Here is a 20,852-nt window from a genome sequence, read left to right on the forward strand (position 1 = left end):
ACGCTCCACACCGACCGGCCGGTGGAATGGCACAACCGACGCAACCGGCAAGTGATCGTCACCCACCCACGATGACGGGGTATCCCTGTGGGATGGAACCTACGGTGGTGCAGGAGGTCTCAAGGCCTGGCGCACGCGCATCACACCTCGACCAGCGGGGGACGCCTCGCTGATCGGGGCAGGGGCCCGGTCGGCGTGGGGAAGGCGCCGAGGCCCTTGGGTGAAACATCCGCTGCGCCGGAGGGGACGCAACTAGGATGTGGGGATGATCATCGAGGCCGGTTGTATCGGTCGTGATCGCGAGGTGGGTGAAATCCTCGAACGTGCGGCTCATCTGACACACACGTCCTACCTCCTGATCACCGGCGCCGCCGGCATCGGCAAGAGCACACTGCTACGCCATGTCGCGCAACTCGCCGCGCAGCAGCACCTGTCGATCCGCCCCATTGACGACGCCGACAAACTCGGCGCAGCGGAACTCGCCAAGGTAATCGGCGAAATGCACGAGGCGCACCTCGTCCTTCTCACCGCCACGCATGACACCCCGGCACTGATGTCCCTTCTGCCCGATGTGATGCCACTCGCCGGGCTGGACCGCGACGCTGTTGCCGCCCTGGCCACAGCCCGCGCACGCGCGGTACATCCGACGGTTGTCGACACGCTCACCCACCACACCGGAGGCAATCCGCGCGACGTCCTGAGTCTGCTGAACGAACTACCGGGGCGGACCTGGTCACAGGTGGGCATCGCACTGCCCGCACCCGAATACATCGTCAGCTCGGTCGGCGAAAAACTCGACGCGTGCCCCCCGCCTGCCCGCCTACTCATCGAAGCGCTGTGCATTCTTCATGAGAACGAGTCCCTGGGTGTGGCAATCGAATTGGCGAATGTCATCGATCCGCTCAGCGCACTCGACGACGCCCTGCGCACCGGGCTTGTCCAGGCTCCGGCCGCTCTGGTACCGGCCGACGCGCACGCCCGGATCGCCGGGCCGCTGGTACGGGCCGCAGTGCTCCAAGTGATGGGAATCCTTCGCGTTGGCCAGATGCATCGCCGCGCCGCCGATCTGGTGACCGATCCGGTACACAAACTCCATCATCGGGTCGCCGCGACCCCGGTCCCCGACGCCGCGCTCGCCGACGAACTCGACGCGCTCGCCCAGGCCCGCGCCACCGACGGCGAGTGGGCCGCGGCCGCCGACCTCTATCGACAAGCCGGTCGTCTGACCTCGGATCGGCTTCGCAGTGACCAACGCACCACCCTTTCGGTCGATGCCTTGCTCGCCGCAGGCGACTGTGTGAGCGCGGCGTCGTACGTACCGATCGTGGAGAGCCTGCGCGAGACCGCGCTACGCAACGCCACCCTGGCGTATCTCGCCATCCTGCGCGGCCGGTCTGCCGAGGCCCACCTGCGGCTCGAACGCGCCTGGGGAATAGTCAGTTTCGAGCGCGAGCCCGATGTCGCCGCACTGATCGCGCAGCGCTTCGTCCTGCACGAGCTCGTCCGCTGCCGCGGGGACGAGCTCGTCGACTGGGCCGATCGCGCGATCGAGATGGCCGGCGACAACTCCCCCGCCGGAATCGAGGCCGCCGTCATCCGTGGTCTCGGACAGGCATGGTCGGGAGACACCGCCGGAGCCGTCGCCTCCTACACCGACCTCGCCGAGCGCGTGCGCTTCGGACCTCAGGCACAGCGCGTCTCCATGGGGCGCGGCTGGCTCGAACTCGGCGTCGACGATATCGGCAGCGCCCGAAGCCATCTGGAAACAGCGGTCTCCATGGCCGCGCTCGGCGGCTCGAACCGGATCTCGCTGTGGTCGTTGGCCTGGCTCGCTCGCGTCGAATTCCTGACAGGCGACTGGGACACCGCGCTCGTCACCGTGCAGCGAGGACGCGAACTCGCCGACCGCAGCGGCATCGAGCTGGTCACGCCACTGCTGAACTGGACTGCGGCGCAGATTCATTCACTTCGCGGAGACTGGTCCTCGGCCCACGAGGCGGCCGAGGACGCGGCGGCACCGGCGGGCGACTACGAGATCATGCGGATACCGATGCTCCTCACTCAAGCGCAACTCGCCGAGGCCGCCGCCGATTACGGCAAGGTGATCCGCACGCTCGAACCACTGCGGCAAATGGCCAAAGACACCCCCGCTCTCGTCGAGCCAGGATGGTGGCCGTGGGTCGACGTCTTCGCCAACGCGCTCGTCGTCGACGGCCGGCTCAACGAAGCCGACGCCCTGCTCGCACCGTTCGAGGAACGTACCGCGGCACGCGGCCACCGTTCGACGGCAGCCCGACTCGGCTATGCGCGCGCCCGTCTCCTCGGTTCCACCGGCGACATCCACGGAGCTCGAAGGACTTTCGAGCGGTCACTGGAACTGTTGGAGGGCCTGCCACTGCGTTATGATCTCGCGCGCGTGAACTTCGCCTACGGTCAGACGCTGCGACGGGCCGGCAAGCGCCGAGCCGCCGACACGATCATGGCCACCGCGCGCGAGATCTACCATTCCCTCGGCGCTACAACGTATGTGGAGAGGTGCGATCGGGAGCTGAAGGCGGGCGGGGTGCACACCGGTCATTCCGGCACCTCCCACCGTGCCGAGCGTGACGTCACCGACCTGACCCCTCAGGAAGAGGCCGTCGCGACTCTCGTTGCCCGCGGACTGTCGAACCGCGAAGTGGCTGCCGAACTGTACATTTCACCCAAGACCGTGCAGTACCACCTCACTCGCATCTACGCCAAGCTCGGACTACGGTCGAGGTCGGAATTGGCGGCGTCGCGATCCTGACGACCATTGCGGCCGGTTGCGTCGACGACGGGCGCTCCGGTCTTCGCCTCCACATCTGAGAACTCCACTCCCGGGGCGAGTTCGACAACGTCGAATCCCGCTCCGGTGACGTCGAAGACACCGAGATCGGTGATCACCCTACTCACCACGGCCTTGCCGGTCAGCGGCAACGAGCACTCCGCGACGAGCTTCGGGTCACCCTTCTTGCTGACGTGCTCCATCAGCACGATGACCTGTCCGGCACCGTTGACAAGATCCATCGCTCCGCCGATGCCCTTGACCATGGCCCCGGGCACCATCCAGTTGGCCAGATCGCCCTTCGCCGACACCTGCATGCCACCGAGCACCGCGACGTCGACGTGACCGCCGCGGATCATCGAGAAGCTGGCCGCAGAATCGAAATACGACGCACCCGGCACCACCGACACGGTTTGCTTGCCGGCGTTGATCAGATCGGGGTCGACCTCGTCGTCGTACGGGAACGGCCCCACCCCGAGAATTCCGTTCTCGGCGTGCAGCACGATGTCGGAGTCGGCGGGCATGTGATCGGGGATGAGCGTCGGCAGCCCGATTCCCAGATTGACGTAGTCGCCGGGACGCAACTCGCGCGCCGCGCGGGCCGCCATCTCGGTGCGGGTCCAAGTCATGATGTCTCCTCGAAAAGTACAGGGTGGCAGTCGATCGGGCAGTTCAGGAGATCACGCCGAAGCGGCTGCAGGCCGCTCACGGATGGTGCGGTGCTCGATTCCCTTGTCGGCGGCCTGTTCCGGGGTGAGCTCGACGATTCGTTTGACGAAGATTCCCGGCAGGTGGATCTGATCGGGGCCGAGTTCACCGACCTCCACCACCTTCTCGGCTTCGACGATGGTGATGCGCCCCGACATCGCGGCGGGCGGATTGAAGTTGCGGGCAGCGGCGTGGAAGCAGCAGTTGCCCGCCGTGTCGACGACGGCGGCACGCACCAGGGCGTAGTCGGTGACGATGGACTCCTCGAGCACCATCTCCTGGCCGTTGAAGGTGCGGACCTCCTTGGCCGGTGACGCCAGCGCCACCGAACCGTCGGAGTTATATCGCCACGGCAGACCACCGTCGGCGACGAGGGTACCGACGCCGGTCGGGGTGAAGAACGCTCCGATTCCACTGCCGCCGGCCCGCATCCGTTCGGCCAGCGTCCCCTGCGGGGTGAGTTCGACGGTGACCTCACCGGCGAGGAACTGACGGCCGAACTCCTTGTTCTCCCCGATATAGGAGGCGATCACCTTGTCGATCCGCCTGGCCTCCAGCAGGAGTCCGAGACCCGCGCCGTCGACACCACAGTTGTTGCTGACGATGGTCAGGTTCCCGGCACCCTGGGCGAGTAGCGCGTCAATGAGGAACTTGGGGATTCCGGAGAGCCCGAATCCGCCGACCGCGAGACTCGCTCCGTCGGGAATGTCAGCGACAGCCTCGGCCGCGGACGCAGCAACCTTGTTGATGCTCATGACTTCTCCAGATGTTCGATGAGGGCAGCAGTGATGGTGGCGGACTGTTCAACGTTGGCCAGGTGCGCCGCATCGTCGACGACGAGCAATGTGCCGTCGGCAACGGCGTCGGCGATGTCGGCAAGCATCTGCGGCGGGGTCGCCGGGTCGTCGGCACCGGCGACCGCGAGGGTCGGCACGGTGATCGCGGAGATCTCGTCGCGTTGATCCATCGCGGCGATGGCCTCGCAGCAGCCCGCGTACCCTTCGGCCGGGGTGGCGGCGATCATCTCCCGGTAGTAGGCAAGTCTGTCCGAATTCGTCTCGTCGGCAAGGAATCCCGGGCTGAACCAGCGGCTGAGCACGCCGTCGGCGACGGCGACGGATCCGCCGTCACGCACCACCGCAGCGCGGTCGGTCCAGCCGGTCGGCGGCCCCAGATACGGTGAAGTACATAGCAACCCGAGGCTGCGGACACGGTCCGGGTTGCGCACGGCGACCCGCATCGCGGTCATCCCGCCGAGGGACAGACCCACGATGGCGGCCTGCTCGACGTCCAAGCGGTCGAGCAGGGCGACGAGGTCGTCGGCAAGGTCGTCGATCCCGTACGGCCCCTGCGGAACCGGCGACGCCCCGTGTCCCCGGGTGTCGTACCGCACCACCCGGAAGAACTTCTCGAGTGCGCGGACCTGCGCATCCCACATCCGGTGGTCGGAGCCCAGTGAGTTCGACAACACGACAACCGGCGCGTCGGCGGGCCCACTCACAGACGATGCGACCTCGACCGCGCTCATCGGATCACCTCGAACACCGCGGCCAGGCCCTGACCGCCGCCGATGCACATGGTTTCCAGGACGTGGCGGGCGTCTCGACGTCGCGACTCATAGGCCGCGGTCGCCAGGATGCGGGCTCCGGTCGCGCCGATCGGGTGCCCCAACGAGATCCCGGAACCGTTGGGGTTCAGGCGTTCGTCGGTCGAGTCGATCCCCCATTCGGCGAGGACGGCGAGCACCTGTGCGGCGAAGGCCTCGTTGAGCTCGATCAGATCCATGTCGTCCAGGGTCAGACCGGCGCGGCCCAACGCCGCCGCGGTGGCGCCCACCGGTCCGATCCCCATCTCCTCGGGGGCACATCCGGTGACGGCCCAGGAACGCAACGCCAGAAGTGCCGTGAGACCGCGCTTCTCGGCACCAGCGCGGGTGGTCACCACGCACATCGCTGCGCCGTCGTTCTGCCCGGACGCGTTACCGGCGGTGACCGTCGAGTCGGGGTCGATCCGGGAGCGGATGGCGCGCAGCTTCGACAGGCTCGCGAGGTCGGCGTCGGCACGCGGGTGCTCGTCGCGGTCGACGACGGTGTCGGGCTTTCCACGACGCCCGCGGATGGTGACGGGCACCAGTTCATCGGCGAAACGCCCGGCGTCGTGTGCGGCTACGGCTCTTTCGTGGGAGCGCACCGCGAGTTCGTCCTGCTCGGTGCGGCTCAGCGAGTATTTCTTACGCAGGTTCTCGGCGGTCTCGATCATCCCGCCGGGTACCGGGTGCGATTGCCCGCCAGCGGTGAGGCGACCCCGATCGAGTCGGTCCATCAGCTCGACGCCCCCCTGACGCACCCCGGTCCGCAGTCCGAGCGCATAGTGCTCGACGTTCGACATCGATTCGGCACCACCGGCGATGACCAATTCTGCGCCCCCGGAGGCGATCTGGGCGGCACCGTTGAGGATGGCCTGCAGTCCCGAGCCGCATCGGCGATCCACCTGCATCCCCGGCACGCCGATGCCGAGACCGGCGTCGAGGGCGGCCATGCGTCCGATCGCGGGTGACTCGCCGTTGGCATAGCCCTGTCCGAGAATGACGTCGTCGACATCGCCCTCGCCGAGGCCGGTCCGCGTGGCGAGTTCGCGTAGCAGTGTCGTCGCCAGGTCGGTGACGGTCAGCGGCGCCAGCGCGCCACCCATCCGGCCCACCGGGGTGCGCAGCGGGGAGCAGATGACCACATCGGTGGCGGATGTGCGTGAGGAGCCAGAACTCATACTCCGAGGCTAAGCCGCACCGCTCATATTCTGAAGTACCGAAATCGCCGCTATTGAGAGCTGTGAAGTATCAATAGTCGTACACTCCTCCCCATGGAACTGCGTCACCTGCGATACTTCCGCGCGGTTGCCGAGGAGTTGCACTTCGGCCGGGCCGCGCAACGACTCCACATCGCCCAGCCACCGCTGTCGGCACAGATCCGGCAGCTCGAGGCCGAACTCGGCGTCGAGTTGCTGACCCGCTCGACCCGCCGCGTCGAACTGACCCCGGCCGGGACCGCATATCTCGCACAGGTTGTCGCGATCCTCGACGCTGTCGAATCCGCGGGCGCCCAGGCACACCGCATCGCCGAAGGCCAGGAGGGACACCTGACGATCGGGTGTGTCGGCTCGGCCACCTACTCGCTGCTCCCGCAACTCGTCCGCACGCTGCGCGACGAACTCCCCGGGGTGGAGGTAGCCGTCCGCGGCGAGATGCTGGCGCCCGAACTGCTCTCCGCACTGGGAGAACGACGGATCGACCTCGCGCTGCTACGACCGCCGATCACCGGGACCGACGTCGTGATCGAGCCGATCCGTTCCGACCGGCTGATCGTCGCCCTCCCCGACAGCCACCGACTCGCCGACCGCACAGAGCTGTCCGTCGCCGACCTGGCGACCGACGACCTGATCGCGCACGCCGGACATGGCCGCTCGGTGATGAACTCGGTGATCTCGGGTCTGTGGGCCGACGCGGGGTTCGTCCCACGTATCCGCCACGAGGTCGCCGAGACCTCGACGCTGGTCACGCTCGTGGCCGCCGGGTTGGGGGTGGCGATTGTGCCCGCCCCCACCGCCGCGCTCGACATCGCCGGCGTGCGCTACGCCGATCTCATCCCGCACACCAGCGTCGAACTCGTCGCCGCACGACCGGCGCATGTGCACTCCCCCGTGGTCGACCAGGTGGTGACGGTGTTGCATCGCTTGGCGCACGCGCCCGGATGAACGCCACCGGGCACGTCAGAACCCCCAGGAACTCAGTACCCCAGGAACGCATCGGTGCGAATCCGCCAGAACGCCCAGCGGGTTGTGGTGTCGGTGCGTCGAATGGTGGCGGCGGTGGTGCGCACGAACGCGGGATTGCCCGATACGAGATAGTGCGCATCCCCGGAGTGCACCGCACGCCCGGCGAGGTCGACCAGCGCCGCGGGTTCGGCGATACCCGCGGTCAGCCCTGTATCGGCGGAGGTGACCTCGACCCGCGCGCCGGCGGCCCGCAGGATGTCGAGATCGTCGTCGTACACCGTCCGCTCGGCGGCACCGACGACATGGACGACCGTCAGCCACGACAGGTCCGGGCGGCCATCACCGAGCGTCAAAGAGCGCAGCATCGATCGGTACGGGGTGATGCCGATGCCGGCGGCCAAGAGCACCAGTGGGTGCCGACCAGCCCGGCGCTCGAGGGTGAAATCGCCGCCGGTCGCGTCGAGATACAGCCGGCTCCGCCGAGATTCCATGAGGTCGGACTTGAAGGTGGACACCCGCGCCGACGGCACGGTGAACGCGAACTCGACCGGGTTCTCCCCCGGCGCCTCGGCGTAGGAGAACACGCGCCGGGTGCGCTGCCACAGCGGTGCCGACCACCGTGGCGCCGATACCATCGCCCACTGACCGGGCGCGAACCGCAACGGCGAGGTCGTCTGCGCGCGAACCCGATAGGTGTTCTCGGCGATCCGGTCGACCTGCGTGTCGAGCACCACCCGCCCCGCACCGCGCTGGGCGATCATTCGGACCACGAAGGCGTAAACACATCCGACGCCCAGCGCGATCTGCGGCACGAACTCCAGCGAAAAGGTGTCGGTGATCTCGAAGCTCTGTTGCCAATTCATCAGCACCGCAACGATAATCGCGTACACGGCACGGTGGATTCGCGATGTCGGCGAGGTCAACGGCTCGGGCAGCATGACCGACGCGAGGAACAGTGTGGGCGACGAGACGAACACGAACTGCACGTCCTGACCGCCCTGTGTCACCTGCAGCACTCCGACGGTGGCCAGTGTCGCCAGCAGGAAGATCGTGACGAGCCACCATTCGCGCAACGCGGTCACCAACAGGATGCCGATGATGAGCATCGGAGTGAACAGCGGCTCTGCGGCCACCCACCAGAACGGCGAACTCAGCGGCACCCCACCGATACTCACCCCGGCATAGGAGACCGCGTACGCGGCGATCGCACCGACGACGGCCGGGTTGAGGATCAACCGGCGACGCCACACCAGCACGTACTTGCTGATCGCCGCAGCGCCGGCGGCGATCACCATCGACACCGCCGAGGCCGCATCGGACACACCAGGCATGAGGAAGAACAGGATCAACGCCGTGATCGCCCACGAATCCGCACCCGGCGGTACCCGCACCAACGCTGCACACAGGTAGGTTCCGGTTCCCGTAACGGCCAGCGCGATCACCAGAGACACCAGCAATTGCTCTGGGGTGTACGCGAAATCGCTGTCGGTGCTGGCGACGATGAACGACACGACAGCCAGTGCGAGCAGCGCAAGCAACACCGCGCGATGCATGGTCAGCCATCGCGGTGACAGACTCGCCGGCCATGACAGACTGGTCATACGAACAGCTCCAATCCGGGGATCATGGTGTACTCGACGACTCCGGTACCACGAATCGTCACATGGTCGGGTAGGTCGGCGCCGCCGAACCGGAATCCGGCGATGTCCGAGCCGACCGACAGCGCCGGCGCCCACCCGTGACGCGCTACGAGACCACTCAATTCCGTTGCTGCGGTGAAGAACAGCGCGGTGGCCAGGCCGTCGGCAGTCATCGCGTCCCGCGCGAACACCCAGGTGGCCATCACCTCACGGGTGGGCGCAGCAGTCCTCGGGTCGACAATGTGGTGCCAGTCGCCCCATACGCGACGGTTGGCCGCAGACGCGCACAACGCGCCACCGGACAGCCCGACGAGTCCGATCGCCTTGGTGGGGTCGAGGGGATGTTCGAGGGCGATCCGTACCGGTTCGTCGCGCGGCGAGATCACCATGTCCCCGCCGGCGTCGACGAGGTAACGCTCGGCGTGGTCGGCAACGATCGACGCCACTCGATCGACAGCGAAGCCCTTGCCGGCCGCCCCGACGTCGAGCAGGACAGGGGTGTGGACCACCAATTCGGCACCGTCCCAGTCGATGACGTCGTCCCATGCGGGCGCGGGCACGGTGCGATCGGGGGTCAACGAGTAGTCGGCGTCGTATCCGGCGTCGTCGAGGATCTGCCCGACCAGCGGGCTGAGGGCACCGCCGGTGGCGTCGTAGAGCTCGCGATACCACTCCAGCAGACATCGATCCTCACGGGCGAGGCGGTATCGGCCGGCCGTGCGGGCCATCTCGGCAACCGTCGAGTCCAGACGGAAGCGTGACCAGAACCGGTCGATGCGATCGAGTTCGGCACCCACCGCGGCACGCGCACGGTCCGAGAGCGGCCGGTCGGTGGTGATCTCCCAGACCGTGCCGAGCGCCTCGAAACCCCAGTCGGTACTCAACGGGTCGGTACGCACCGGATCAGGCGCGCGCCTTCGACTTGATCTGGGCGATGGCGTCATTGAAGCCACCGGAGGTCAATGACGATCCGGACACCTTGTGCACGTCGAGATCGTCGATGTTCTTGCCGACCACCTCGGAGTTGATCCCGCTGGCGAACTTCGCCTGGAACTCCGCTGACGTCCCGCGGGTATGACTGCGATCGAGATCGACCTTGGTGATCGTCGCATTGTCGAGCGTGACGGTCACACCGATCTCCTGCGGGCCGCCCGGGGAGACGTAATGCCCGGTCGCGCTGTAGGTGCCGCTTTTGTACTCGCCGGAGCCGCCTGCGGAACCGGTCGCCGAGGTGGCCGTGGCCGCGCCGGTGCTCTGGGTGGCGTCGGGGGCCGTCGCGTCGTCGGAACCGCATGCGGCGGTCGCCAGGCCCACGGCGGCGACGGCGGCAACCACCCCGGTCGCGCGGGTCGCGGTCACGAACTCATCTTTGCGGACCATGGTCCGTATTGATCGGGTCATGGTTTCCCATTCTGGGCCACGATCACCGTGAGCGCCTCACCCGGGTCCGATGTCTTAGCGTCTCCCAAGAAATCTCGCAGAGACCTGCCTGAGTCACGGCCGCGGATCAACGGCCGGCAGCCGCCACGCGAGCCTGGATGGCGTTGACGAACACCGACGAGATGTCGTCGGCGCTCTTGGCGACATACGAGGTCCCGCCGGTCGCATCGGCGATCTGCTTCAAAGCGTCGGTGTCGGCGTCGGAGGAGATGCCGATGGTCAGCACAAGCACCGGCCGCGCCGGATCCTCGAGCTTCTTGAGCTCGGCGATCAGCTCGTCGAGGCTGATGCTGCCGGGATCGTCGTTCTCACCGTCGGTCATGATGATGACGCTGTTGGAGTAGGTCGGATCGTAGGCGCTCTGGACCTGCTTGAATGCGGCGAGCGTGGTGTCGTAGAGACCCGTCGCTCCGCCGAGGTTCTGCGGCGCCAGACCCTGCGTCACCGCGGCGGCGAGTTCGTCACGATGGGTCTTTCCGTTGGCTGCGGGCGCGTCGAGTCGACGGATGTCGGACAGTTGCACCCAGTCCTGGCCGCCCGGGCCCCGGTTCTGACTGAATGCCCAGCCGCCGATCTCTGCGTTGTTCGGGAAAAGCTTCAGACCCTGTAGCGACGCGTCGATCAACAGTTGCGCCCGGGTCTGCGATCCCACGCTTTGCTGCATCGATCCGGAGGTGTCCTCGACGACGAGCGTGCGGATCGGCACGCCGAGTACCTGCCACTGCCGGAGCGCTTTGTCGACCTGCGCGGGATCACGCAGCGTCAGCACCTGCACCGGCTGACCCGTGCCATACGGGTGCTCACCACCGGCCGGTTTGCCGTTCGGCATACGAAATGCCGCGTCGATTAACGGTTGTGCGGCATCGCCCGCGATACCGGCGGCCAGCGCCTTGCCCGCGTCGTCGGCGTCACCCTTGCGCGCTGAACCGGCAGTGTTCACCAAAGGGTAGTCGAGCAGCACTGTGCCGTCGGCGGGAATAGCGGACTTCAGCTGCGATCCCGGATGGGTACGCATGAACATCACGAACTGCTGTTCGGTCGTCACCGCCGGCACCTGGGAGGCGTTCGCCAGGTTGAGGCGCGTGCCCTCGCTGTCGTTGGTCAGACGAACGTTGTTCTGCTGCACCGCAAGTACCGTCATGGCTTCGAGTAGTTGATCCTCGGTGAGCTTGTTGGCATTGACCTCGGCGAGTGCGCCGACGATCGGTGCGTCGCCGCTACTGGTATCCACCGGGCTACCCGCGCGCAGATCGGGCAACTTCATGACCTGCTCCCAGCTGACCAGCTGCGGCACGTTCTTGCCGACGACGACGGTGGGCGTGGACACCAACGACGGTGAGGTGAGATCGAGTTCCTGACGGACCTGGGTGATGACGCGGCGAGCCTGCAACTGCGAATCCGGCACCCACAGATCGGGGCGCTGATCACCACTGGTCAACAGACCCGGGGCGGCAGACCCGGCCACCGAGTCGACCGAATAGTCGTAACAGCTGGTGGCCGAGATCGTGGCCGCAGAATCCCGCAACGCCGCGGCGATCGTCGGGTCGGCGGCGACCCTCACGCTCGTCCGGTCACCGTGGCAGGCCCCCGAATCGAGGGTGCGCCACACCACGAATCCGGTGACAAGGGCGGCGACGACCACCAGTGCGCCGAGCCCCCACAGCAGGGCGCCGCGACGCGACGACCGCACCTTGCGGTGTTCGAAACCGAAGTCGTCGGTGGCCCCGCCGGACCGACCCGCGCCCGGGCGACCGGGCGCGCGCCCGGTCTCCGCGGGCTCGTTGCTGTGCCGCCCCATGCGCGCACTCCCCTGTGTTGTCGAATCCGGTTGGTGTCGAGCCCGGCGGTGTCGAACTCAGCCGAACGTCTGTTGGAAGGTCCTCAGCGATGCGTGCAGGTCACCATGGACCACCTTGGCCGTCGCCATCCCGATCGGCCCCATCAACGGGAGACCACCGAGGTCGATGAGGAACGTGATCGTCGATCCCGAGGAGCGCGGCTTTACCGTCAGATCGAGCTTGACCTTGATCCCGCCCTTACCCGAGCCCTTCAGCCGCACCTCGCTGCCCTCGACATACTTGTCGACGACCCAATCAATGCGCACGGGATTGCCCTTCACCTTCACAATGGAGGTCACCTTCAGTCCCTTACGCAATTCGTGCGGCTGCGGCACCGGACTGCGCCATCCACCGTGCAGCACCAACCACTCGTCGAAACGCGACAGATCCGATGCCGCGGTCCAGGTGTCTGCGGGTGACAGCTCGAGGTCGATGGAATCGCTCGTCTTCGCCATGGTGTGGAAGCCTAACCGGTGATGCAGGTGCACAGACGTCGACCCGAGCCTTGCCCGACTGGGCGCGACCGGCTGACCGCGGCGATCGCCCATCCCGATCCCGCCGTCGGGGCACGGACCCTGCTCGGCACGATCCTCGTCGGGCATGACGTGATCTTGCGGATCACCGAGGTCGAGGCCTATGCGGGACCGCGCGATCCCGCGTCTCACGCCTTCGCGAGGACGCCGCGCTCGGAGATCATGTACGGCCCACCCGACCGGCTCTACGTGTACCGCATCCACGGCCATTTCTGCGCGAATGTGGTGACCGGGCCCGGCGGGGCGGCATCGGCGGTGCTGCTGCGCGCCGGTGAGGTCGTCGACGGATCGGCGCGCGCGCATCGGCGACGAGAGGCCGGTCGAGCGGCGCCGGTCGCCGAGTCGGCACTGGCGCGTGGACCAGGCAACCTGACCCGTGCGCTCGGGATCACGATGGAGGACCTGGGCACCGATCTCGCCAACGGCTTGTCGGTCACTTTGCTACCCGCAGACCAACCGATCGACCCTGCAGCGATCAGCGCCGGCCCACGGGTGGGTGTGCGACGCAATGCCGACCTCGCGTGGCGGTTCTGGCTCACCGACGACCCGACGGTGTCGGCGTATCGCCGACACCCGCGGGCCGCAGCGGGGAATTAGGCGGGATTCTGCGGCGGCTGGTGGGGGGTTTCCGAATTCTGAGTTTCCCGATTGTCGGCTCCAACAGCCTTGCGGGCCACATCCTGCGCCTTGTCGACCTGCGAGGCGTACTTGCCGCCGGTCGCCTTGTCGATGGCGTCGCCGCCCTTGTCGATCAGACTCGGGTTCTTCTGCAGTGCGGCCTTGGCCTTGTCGACCAATCCTTTGAGATCCATGACCAGCTCCTTGTGGTGGGGTGATAACCGTCTGTCACACGGTGTACAGATCGGGCGAAGCGGTCCCCGAGTGTAGGTGCCGCATCGAGGTCATGCCAGCGATCCTCCCTCGGCGCCGTCGATGTGCCCCGAGCCGTCGATGTGCCCCGAGCCGTCGATGTGCCCCGAGCCGTCGATGTGCTCCGAGTCGCGATCTCCGACCAGGCGCGGCAACAGCCGCGACACGATCTCCACACCCGCGATGCCGCAGGCCGCGGCGATGAACGCGACCACGTTCATGCCCCAGTTCGACGAATCCAGTTTGACCATGTGCTGCGTCCACGGCCAGGCGAAGATGATCGCGTAAGCGCCGACAGAGGCGAGAAGTAGCACGATCTTCCACCATGTGTATGGCCGCGCGACGACGGCCAGGACGTAGAGGGCGACGGCGATCAGGCAGATCAGGGTGGCCGTGGCCGCCTGGGTCTGGGCGGGCGGAAGGTCGACGCTGTCGCCACCCAACGCCACCCCGGTCCCGCCGGGATTGACGATGACGTAGGTGATGAACGCGGCGAGCCCGACGATGACGCCGTTGGGTACCGCCTGGGTCAGCACCCGACGGACGAAACCGGTCCGGGCACGCTCGTTGTTCGGGGCGAGCGAGAGGACGAATGCCGGCACACCGATGGTGAACCATGCCGAAATGGTGACGTGGATGGGCTGGAAAGGGTAACTGAGCGAGGCAAATCCGAAGATCTTGCCGGCCACCCCGGCAACCCCGACGAACAGCGCAAGCAGCACCGCGTACACGGTCTTGGTGAGAAACAGGTTCGATACGCGCTCGATGTTGCCGATCACTCGTCGGCCCTCACCGACCACATACGGCAGCGTCGCGAATTTGTTGTCCAGCAACACGATCTGCGCGACCGCCCGGGCTGCCGAACTGCCCGATCCCATGGCCACACCGATGTCGGCGTCCTTGAGCGCGAGGACGTCGTTGACGCCGTCACCGGTCATCGCCACGGTGTCTGCTCGAGACTGCAGCGCCGCCACCATCGCGCGCTTCTGGTCGGGGCGCACCCGGCCGAAGACGACGCCGTCGGAGACGACCTCGGCGAGCTCGGCGGGATCGTCGGGCAGAATGCGCGCGTCGACGGCCGACTCGGGTGAACCGAGACCCAACGACTGGGCCACCGCACCCACCGACCGTGCGTTGTCGCCGGAGATCACCTTCACCGCGACGCGCTGGGACGCGAAATAGTCGAGGGTGTCGCGGGCGTCGTCACGCACCCGCTGTTCGAGGACGACGAGCGCGACCGGCGTCAGCGTCCCGGGAACGTTTGTCGCCGAACCGCTCTCGCTGGGCGCGGCCTCGGGTTCGGTGTCGACCGGGACGTCGGTGTGCCCGAGTAGCAACACCCGCAGTCCGTTGGCGCCGATGTCCGAGGCCAGCGTTGCCGGCGTGGAGTCCGGGTCGAGAAGCACATCGGGAGCGCCGAGAATCCAGTTGCCGCGATCGGCGCCGGAGGCGTCGGCGAACGACATGCCGCTCCACTTCTTGGCGGAGGTGAACGGCTCGATGGCGGTGATATGCCAGTCCGGCGCCTGCGGGTAGGCCTCGGCCAGCGCGAGCACGCTGGCGTTCGGGCTGCGGTCGTTGGCGGCGAGCGCAGCGAGGGCCTCCTCGAGCGACGTGTGTTCCGTGGCGTCGCCGACCCCACGCACCTCCGACAGGCGCATACCGTTCTCGGTGAGCGTGCCGGTCTTGTCGGCACAGACGACGCTGACGCGCGCGAGGCCCTCGATCGCGGGGAGTTCGTTCACCAGACATTGGCGGCGCCCGAGCCGGACGACGCCGACGGCGAACGCGATCGAGGTCATCAGGACCAGACCCTCGGGCACCATCGGCACCAGCGCGGCGACCATGCCCAACAGCGACGCACGCAGCCCGTTCCCGCTGATGAATAGCTGATTGACGATCGTCAGGACACCGGCCGGGATGAGCAGCCACGTGATGACTTTGAGGATTTCGTTGATCCCGGTCATCAGCTCCGAGGTCACCAGCGTGTACTTCGACGCCTCAGCGGCCAGCTGCGAGGCGTAGGCGTCGGCACCCACCTTGGTGGCCCGGTACGCGCCGGAACCCGACACCACGAAGCTGCCGGAGAGGATCTTTTCGCCCGCGGCCTTGTCGACGGCATCGGCCTCCCCGGTGAGCAGCGATTCGTCGACGTCGAGGACCAGCGATTCGACAACCTCACCGTCGACGATGATCTGATCGCCCGCGCCGACTTCGATGATGTCGTCAATGACGACCTCGGCGGGCGGAAGCTCGTGCACCTGCCCCTCCCGGCGTACCCGGGGCCGGGTCTGACCGACGATGGCCAGCCGGTCGAGGGTGCGTTTGGCGCGGATCTCCTGGATGATGCCGATGCCGCTGTTGGCCACGATGAGCAGGCCGAAGAGTCCGTTGATGAACGAGCCGGTGAACGCGACAATGGCGAACAGCACAGCGAGGATCGCGTTGATCCGGGTGAACACGTTGGCGCGGATGATGTCGGCGACGCTGCGCCCGGAGCGATCGGGCATCGAGTTGACCTGCCCGGCGGCGACCCGCTCGGCCACCTCGTCGGCGGTCAGTCCGGGATTGGTGGCTCCGGTGTCGATCAGTCCGCTCACGCCGAGGCTTCCCACCACTGCGGATCGGCGAGACCGGTCCCCGACCGACGGGTGAGGTCGATGCTGCCTCCGGGCTGCGGAACCATCACCGTGGTCGCGTTGCGGCGGGCACTGGGCAGCAGTCGCGCGATCGGCTCGGCCCACCGGTGGCGGGCAAGGGAGAACGTGCCCCAATGGATGGGGACGAGAACGGCATCGGCGTGCGCCGACCCGGAGACCATCCGATGAATCGCGACGGCCCCCTCGGGGTCGACGTGCACGTCGGGCCACAGCGTGTCGTAGGCGCCGACCGCGATGAGCGTGAGGTCGAACGGACCGAGCCGCGCGCCCATCTCGTCGAAGCGTTCGGTGTACCCGGTGTCACCGGAGAAGAACACGCGATGGGTCGGTCCGACTATCGCCCAGCTCGCCCACTGGGTGAGGTCGCGGTCGAACATGCGGCCTGAGAAATGCCGGGCCGGGCCGCAGGTAAAGCTGACATGACCGGTTCGACCGGTGACCTCCACGGTCTCCCACAGATCGGCCTGCCGGATGCGATCGGCCGGCACACCCCAGGACAGCAGGTGCGCAGCAACGCCGAGCGGGGTGACGAAGGTCACCGCCGGCTGGCTGTCGGCGATGGTGCGCACGGTCGCCATGTCCAGATGGTCGTAGTGGTCGTGGCTGATCAGCACGACGTCGAGGGGCGGGAGGTCGGCGGCCGGGAGCGGGGCGCGGTGCATCCGGGCGGGACCGATGGCCTGCGACGGCGAACACCGCTGGGAGAACACCGGGTCGGTCAGCACCAGCATCCCGTCGATCTCGACGAGGGCCGAGGCGTGTCCGAGCCAGGTGACCGCGAGTGCTCGTGCGTCCTCGGGAAACGTCGGGCGCTCGACCCGAATAGGTGTTGTCGGCCGGCCCGGGCGGCGGGCCATGTCGAGCGCGACGCGCAGGCCCGGCGCCGACGCGACCGACGGCGGCTCGGGGTTGGTGAAGGTTCGGCCCACCAGGTTCGGTGAGCCCGCGACGTGCCGCCAGATCGATTCCGGGTCGGCGCCGATCGCCCGCGCCGCGGGCAGTCCCACCGAGGCCAAGGAGTCGACAGCCGCGCCTGCCGCACCTACGCCGAGCGTGCTGACCGAACTCTTCACCCGCCCCCACATGTCGGTGGGCGTCTTTTCGATGCGCGTGGTCACGATCCTCAGCGTAACCGTGCCCACCGGAAGTCGTGGTATCGGAAAAGGAGGACGCGGCTTGGTAGCATTCTCGCCTGCAACCAAGTTTACGCGTGTGCGGAGCGCACACGCTGGTCGGGAAGTGAAATTTCGTTGGCTCGGATGTCCGTCACGGATCGGCGCGCAGCGCTCGTCGAGGCCGCATATCGGGTCATCGCCGACCACGGCGTCGAGGGCGCGACGACTCGCCGGATCTGTGCCCACGCCGACATGCCACTCGCGAGCTTCCATTACGCCTTCGAATCTCGCACGGCCCTACTGTGCGCGGTCATGAAGACGGCGGTTCCCACCGACATCAATCAGATGCTGCACACGATCCAGGCCGAGGACGACGTCGCCGCCGGTTCGGCGGTGGAGGCGATGGAAACCACCATGCGCCACCAGCTCGATGCGTTCTACGCCATGCTCAAAGCCGATCCAGGTCGGCTGCAGGCCACGATCTCGCTCGGCATCTACGCGCACAACCATCCCGAGCTGCAACGTGACGGCAAGACGATGTACGAGGATCTTTATGGCGTCGCCGCCGCAGGCCTCGACGCCGGGGCAGCGCGTTGCGGTGTTCGGTTCGTCACCCCGTCCGCCGAGATCGCGCCCGCGATGATTGGCGCTTTGATCTCGATCACCTTGATCTACTTGAGCACCGCCGACGACGCCGTCGTCAAAAGCCTCATGGAATCACTTGTCCGACAGACAATGTCGGCTGTCGTTGCGGATGACGAAGCGTCATGACGCCGTCGGCCATCCCCCTGGGATCATGGGAGCGCGACCCGCGCCGGTACTGGGAGGGCTTCACCGAGGCGCTCACCGCTGCCGGAGTCGACAGTCCCGCCCTTGTCCTCGACACGTCCGCGCTTGAATACAATGTGGCCGACCTGCTGCGCCGCGCCGGTGGCGTACCCATCCGCGTGGCCAGCAAGTCGTTGCGGGTCCGCTCGGTCATCGCCGACCTCGTCGCCCGCCCGGGATTCGCCGGGGTGCTGGCCTACGACCTCGACGAAGCACGCTGGCTGGCAACCGAATCCGGTATCACCGATGTGTTGATGGGATACCCGACGGTACGTGCGAGCGCCATCGGCGGGTTCCTCGCCGACGAGACGGCCACCACAAGGGTGACGTTGCTCGTCGACTCCGTGGCACATCTCGACGCGATCGATGCGATCGCGGCTCCCGGCTCCCGCCCGCCGGTCCGGGTCGCCATCGACCTCGACGCGTCGTTGCGTGCACTCGGCGGTCGCGTTCATCTCGGTGTGCGGCGTTCGCCCATCCACGATCAAGACGCCGCACTTGCCCTCGGTCGCTCGATCGTCGATCGCCCGGGCTTCGATCTGGTCGGCGTGATGTCCTACGAGGCACAGGTCGCCGGGGTCGGCGACGACGTACCCGGCAAACGCGCGAAGAACGGGGCCGTGCGTCTGATGCAGCGTGCCTCCATGGCCGAGATCCGGCGTCGCCGTGGACGAGTCGTGGCGGCGCTGCGCGACATCGCACCGCTGGAGATCGTCAACGCCGGCGGCACCGGTTCCCTGGAGGCCACCTCACACGACACCGCGGTGACCGACATCGCGGCCGGCAGCGGCGTTTTCGGCGGCCACCTGTTCGACACCTACCGCCGCTTCCGGCCCGCGCCGGCGCTCGCGTTCGGGCTCGACGTGGTGCGTGTTCCCGCGCCGGGCTTCGTCACCTGCGCCGGCGGCGGATGGATTGCCTCGGGCCCACCGGCGCCCGATCGCCTGCCCCGCCCGGTGTGGCCCCGCGAGCTGCACTACGTGGGGACCGAAGCGGCCGGTGAGGTGCAGACGCCGCTGCACGGGCCGGGAACCGAGGGACTGCGGATCGGGGATCGGGTCTGGTTCCGCCACACCAAATCCGGCGAGGTGTGCGAACGGTCGTCGCGAGTCGCGCGGATCGCGCGGACCGCCGACGGGACGGCCCGGGTCGAGGCGCTGACGCCCACCTACCGTGGAGAGGGGAAGTGTTTCCTGTGACCATCGCGAGTTGGCGCAACTGGGGCGGGACCGCGCAGTGCACACCGGACGCCGTGCACTCCCCCGCCCGGATCGACGACGTCGTCGCGCTGGTCGAGCGTGCCGCGCAGGCACATTCGACGGTCAAGGCCGTCGGGGCGGGCCACAGCTTCTCCCCCATCGCGGTGGCGCCGCAGCATCAAGTGATCATGTCCGGTTTGCGCGGACTCGTCGACGTCGACGCCGCCGCCCGGCGCGTCACTCTGCGTGCGGGCACCCATCTCCACGAGTTACCCGCCCTGCTCGGCGAGCACGGTCTGGCCATGACGAACCTCGGCGACGTGGACCGGCAAACCATCTCTGGGGCCACCTCCACCGGAACCCATGGCACCGGAATCGCTTTCGGCGGTATCAGCACCCAGATCGTCGGCGCGACCCTCGTGTCCGGAACCGGTGAGGTCGTCACCGTGTCCGAGGACGATCCCGACCTGGCCGCCGTCGCGTTGGGCCTCGGTGCGCTCGGCATCCTCATCGACCTGACCATCGAGTGCGTTCCCGCGTTCTCCATCCGGGCCGAGGAGTACCCGCTCGACGCCGATGACGCGATCGACGGTTTCCTCGAACGCGTGGAGACACAGGATCATCACGAGTTCTACTGGTTCCCGCACACCAACTGCGCGCTGGCGAAGACCAACACCCGACTCGACGGCCTGGTCGAGCCGTCGGGTGCCGGCGCGGTGCGCCGCTACGTCGATGACGAGATCCTCTCCAACCGCCTGTACGGCGCCGTGTGCGCGCTCGGCTCCCGTCTGCCCGCAGTGGTTCCCGCGATGAGTCAGCTGTCCGGGCGAGTGCTGTCGGCCCGCACGTTCACCGACCGCTCCGACAAGGTGTTCGTCTCCTCTCGCACGGTCCGCTTCCGGGAGATGGAGTACGCGGTCCCGCTGGAGGCGACCCCGACGGTACTGCACGAGCTACGAAAAATGATCGACCGCAAGCGCTATCGGATCAGCTTCCCCGTCGAGGTCCGCGCCGCCGCGGGCGACGATCTGATGCTCTCGACCGCATCCGGTGGACCGCGGGGGTATATCGCCGTGCACCGATACCACCACGACGACCCCGCCGACTCCGCCGCATATTTTGCCGATGCCGAGGCGATCATGACCGATCACGGCGGTCGCCCGCATTGGGGCAAGATGCACACACGCGACGCCGGGTATCTTCGATCGGTCTACCCGCGCTTCGACGAATTCCTGGCCGTCCGAGACCGGTTCGACCCGGATCGGGTGTTCACCAACACCTACCTGAACCAGGTGCTCGGTTCCTGACGGTTCCGGCCACTGCGGTTGCCGAACCAGCACCGACACAATCGGTCTCGAGCCTCGTCGCTATCGCTCCGCACACCTCGACCACCGGAGTAGGGGCACCTCGACCACCGGGATGAGGCATTTCCACCGCCGGGATA

18 protein-coding genes are annotated in these 20,852 nt (G+C 67.4%); 6 read left to right on the forward strand and 12 right to left on the reverse strand.

Annotated features, from left to right (window positions below; translation table 11 throughout):
• Positions 1-265 precede the first annotated feature (265 nt).
• Positions 266-2,788, forward strand: a complete 2,523-nt coding sequence (locus EF294_RS11245; RefSeq protein WP_123929642.1) for a helix-turn-helix transcriptional regulator — start codon at positions 266-268, stop codon at positions 2,786-2,788.
• Here the strand turns inward: EF294_RS11245 and EF294_RS11250 are convergent.
• Genes EF294_RS11250 through EF294_RS11265 form a run of 4 tightly spaced genes read right to left on the reverse strand, consistent with a single transcriptional unit; the run spans position 2,734 to position 6,280 of the window.
• Positions 2,734-3,435 carry a 3-oxoacid CoA-transferase subunit B gene (locus EF294_RS11250; RefSeq protein WP_123929645.1) on the reverse strand — a complete coding sequence of 234 codons (702 nt, stop codon included), beginning with the start codon at positions 3,433-3,435 and terminating at the stop codon, positions 2,734-2,736. The genes EF294_RS11245 and EF294_RS11250 overlap by 55 nt on opposite strands.
• Positions 3,436-3,486: 51 nt before the next feature.
• The gene (locus EF294_RS11255; protein WP_123929648.1) at positions 3,487-4,269 is read right to left on the reverse strand and encodes a CoA transferase subunit A; all 783 of its coding nucleotides are present in this window, start codon (positions 4,267-4,269) and stop codon (positions 3,487-3,489) included.
• Positions 4,266-5,042 carry a 3-oxoadipate enol-lactonase gene (pcaD, locus tag EF294_RS11260; RefSeq protein WP_123929652.1) on the reverse strand — a complete coding sequence of 259 codons (777 nt, stop codon included), beginning with the start codon at positions 5,040-5,042 and terminating at the stop codon, positions 4,266-4,268. Before pcaD ends, EF294_RS11255 begins: the two co-directional genes overlap by 4 nt.
• Entirely contained in the window at positions 5,039-6,280 is a 1,242-nt protein-coding gene (locus EF294_RS11265; RefSeq protein WP_123929655.1) for an acetyl-CoA C-acetyltransferase, read from the reverse strand. Before EF294_RS11265 ends, pcaD begins: the two co-directional genes overlap by 4 nt.
• A gap of 93 nt (positions 6,281-6,373) precedes the next feature.
• Between EF294_RS11265 and EF294_RS11270 the strand changes: the two genes are divergently transcribed.
• The gene (locus EF294_RS11270) at positions 6,374-7,264 is read left to right on the forward strand and encodes a LysR substrate-binding domain-containing protein (protein ID WP_123929658.1); all 891 of its coding nucleotides are present in this window, start codon (positions 6,374-6,376) and stop codon (positions 7,262-7,264) included.
• Positions 7,265-7,296: 32 nt separating this feature from the next.
• Here the strand turns inward: EF294_RS11270 and EF294_RS11275 are convergent, their stop codons facing one another.
• The 5 genes from EF294_RS11275 to EF294_RS11295 form a co-directional block, all read right to left on the reverse strand.
• Positions 7,297-8,886, reverse strand: a complete 1,590-nt coding sequence (locus tag EF294_RS11275) for a ferredoxin--NADP reductase (protein ID WP_123929660.1) — start codon at positions 8,884-8,886, stop codon at positions 7,297-7,299.
• Positions 8,883-9,824: an FAD:protein FMN transferase gene (locus EF294_RS11280; protein WP_123929663.1), complete on the reverse strand. Its 942-nt coding sequence runs from the start codon at positions 9,822-9,824 to the stop codon at positions 8,883-8,885. Before EF294_RS11280 ends, EF294_RS11275 begins: the two co-directional genes overlap by 4 nt.
• Positions 9,825-9,828: 4 nt before the next feature.
• On the reverse strand, positions 9,829-10,326 hold the full coding sequence (locus EF294_RS11285) for an FMN-binding protein (RefSeq protein ID WP_123929665.1): 498 nt from the start codon (positions 10,324-10,326) through the stop codon (positions 9,829-9,831).
• Positions 10,327-10,432: 106 nt separating this feature from the next.
• Positions 10,433-12,163 (reverse strand): VWA domain-containing protein, encoded by a 1,731-nt coding sequence (locus tag EF294_RS11290; protein WP_123929668.1) that lies wholly within the window; start codon positions 12,161-12,163, stop codon positions 10,433-10,435.
• 57 nt (positions 12,164-12,220) lie between these two features.
• Positions 12,221-12,658, reverse strand: coding sequence for a type II toxin-antitoxin system Rv0910 family toxin (locus EF294_RS11295; protein ID WP_123929671.1), 438 nt, complete (start codon positions 12,656-12,658; stop codon positions 12,221-12,223).
• Positions 12,659-12,679: 21 nt separating this feature from the next.
• On the opposite strand from EF294_RS11295, the gene EF294_RS11300 reads away from it, so the two are divergent.
• A complete protein-coding gene (locus tag EF294_RS11300) occupies positions 12,680-13,333 on the forward strand; it encodes a DNA-3-methyladenine glycosylase (protein ID WP_425459420.1) in 654 nt (217 codons plus the stop codon).
• Here EF294_RS11300 and EF294_RS11305 read toward each other — a convergent pair.
• The 3 genes from EF294_RS11305 to EF294_RS11315 all read right to left on the reverse strand — a co-directional run bounded on the left by EF294_RS11305 (position 13,330) and on the right by EF294_RS11315 (position 17,384).
• Positions 13,330-13,548, reverse strand: coding sequence for an antitoxin (locus EF294_RS11305; protein WP_123929677.1), 219 nt, complete (start codon positions 13,546-13,548; stop codon positions 13,330-13,332). The two genes, EF294_RS11300 and EF294_RS11305, sit on opposite strands and share 4 nt — an antisense overlap.
• A gap of 90 nt (positions 13,549-13,638) precedes the next feature.
• Complete coding sequence (locus EF294_RS11310; RefSeq protein WP_246007812.1) at positions 13,639-16,206, reverse strand: HAD-IC family P-type ATPase; 2,568 nt, start codon at positions 16,204-16,206, stop codon at positions 13,639-13,641.
• Entirely contained in the window at positions 16,203-17,384 is a 1,182-nt protein-coding gene (locus tag EF294_RS11315; RefSeq protein ID WP_123929680.1) for an MBL fold metallo-hydrolase, read from the reverse strand. The genes EF294_RS11310 and EF294_RS11315 overlap by 4 nt, the downstream gene beginning before the upstream one ends.
• 141 nt (positions 17,385-17,525) lie before the next feature.
• Between EF294_RS11315 and EF294_RS11320 the strand changes: the two genes are divergently transcribed.
• Genes EF294_RS11320 through EF294_RS11330 form a run of 3 tightly spaced genes read left to right on the forward strand, consistent with a single transcriptional unit; the run spans position 17,526 to position 20,715 of the window.
• Positions 17,526-18,152, forward strand: a complete 627-nt coding sequence (locus tag EF294_RS11320; protein WP_123929683.1) for a TetR/AcrR family transcriptional regulator — start codon at positions 17,526-17,528, stop codon at positions 18,150-18,152.
• Positions 18,149-19,408 (forward strand): alanine racemase, encoded by a 1,260-nt coding sequence (locus tag EF294_RS11325; protein WP_123929686.1) that lies wholly within the window; start codon positions 18,149-18,151, stop codon positions 19,406-19,408. Before EF294_RS11320 ends, EF294_RS11325 begins: the two co-directional genes overlap by 4 nt.
• Positions 19,396-20,715 (forward strand): D-arabinono-1,4-lactone oxidase, encoded by a 1,320-nt coding sequence (locus tag EF294_RS11330; RefSeq protein ID WP_425459421.1) that lies wholly within the window; start codon positions 19,396-19,398, stop codon positions 20,713-20,715. The genes EF294_RS11325 and EF294_RS11330 overlap by 13 nt, the downstream gene beginning before the upstream one ends.
• The last annotated feature ends 137 nt before the right edge of the window (positions 20,716-20,852 follow it).

The organism is Gordonia oryzae, assembly GCF_003797185.1.
Lineage (GTDB): Bacteria > Actinomycetota > Actinomycetes > Mycobacteriales > Mycobacteriaceae > Gordonia > Gordonia oryzae.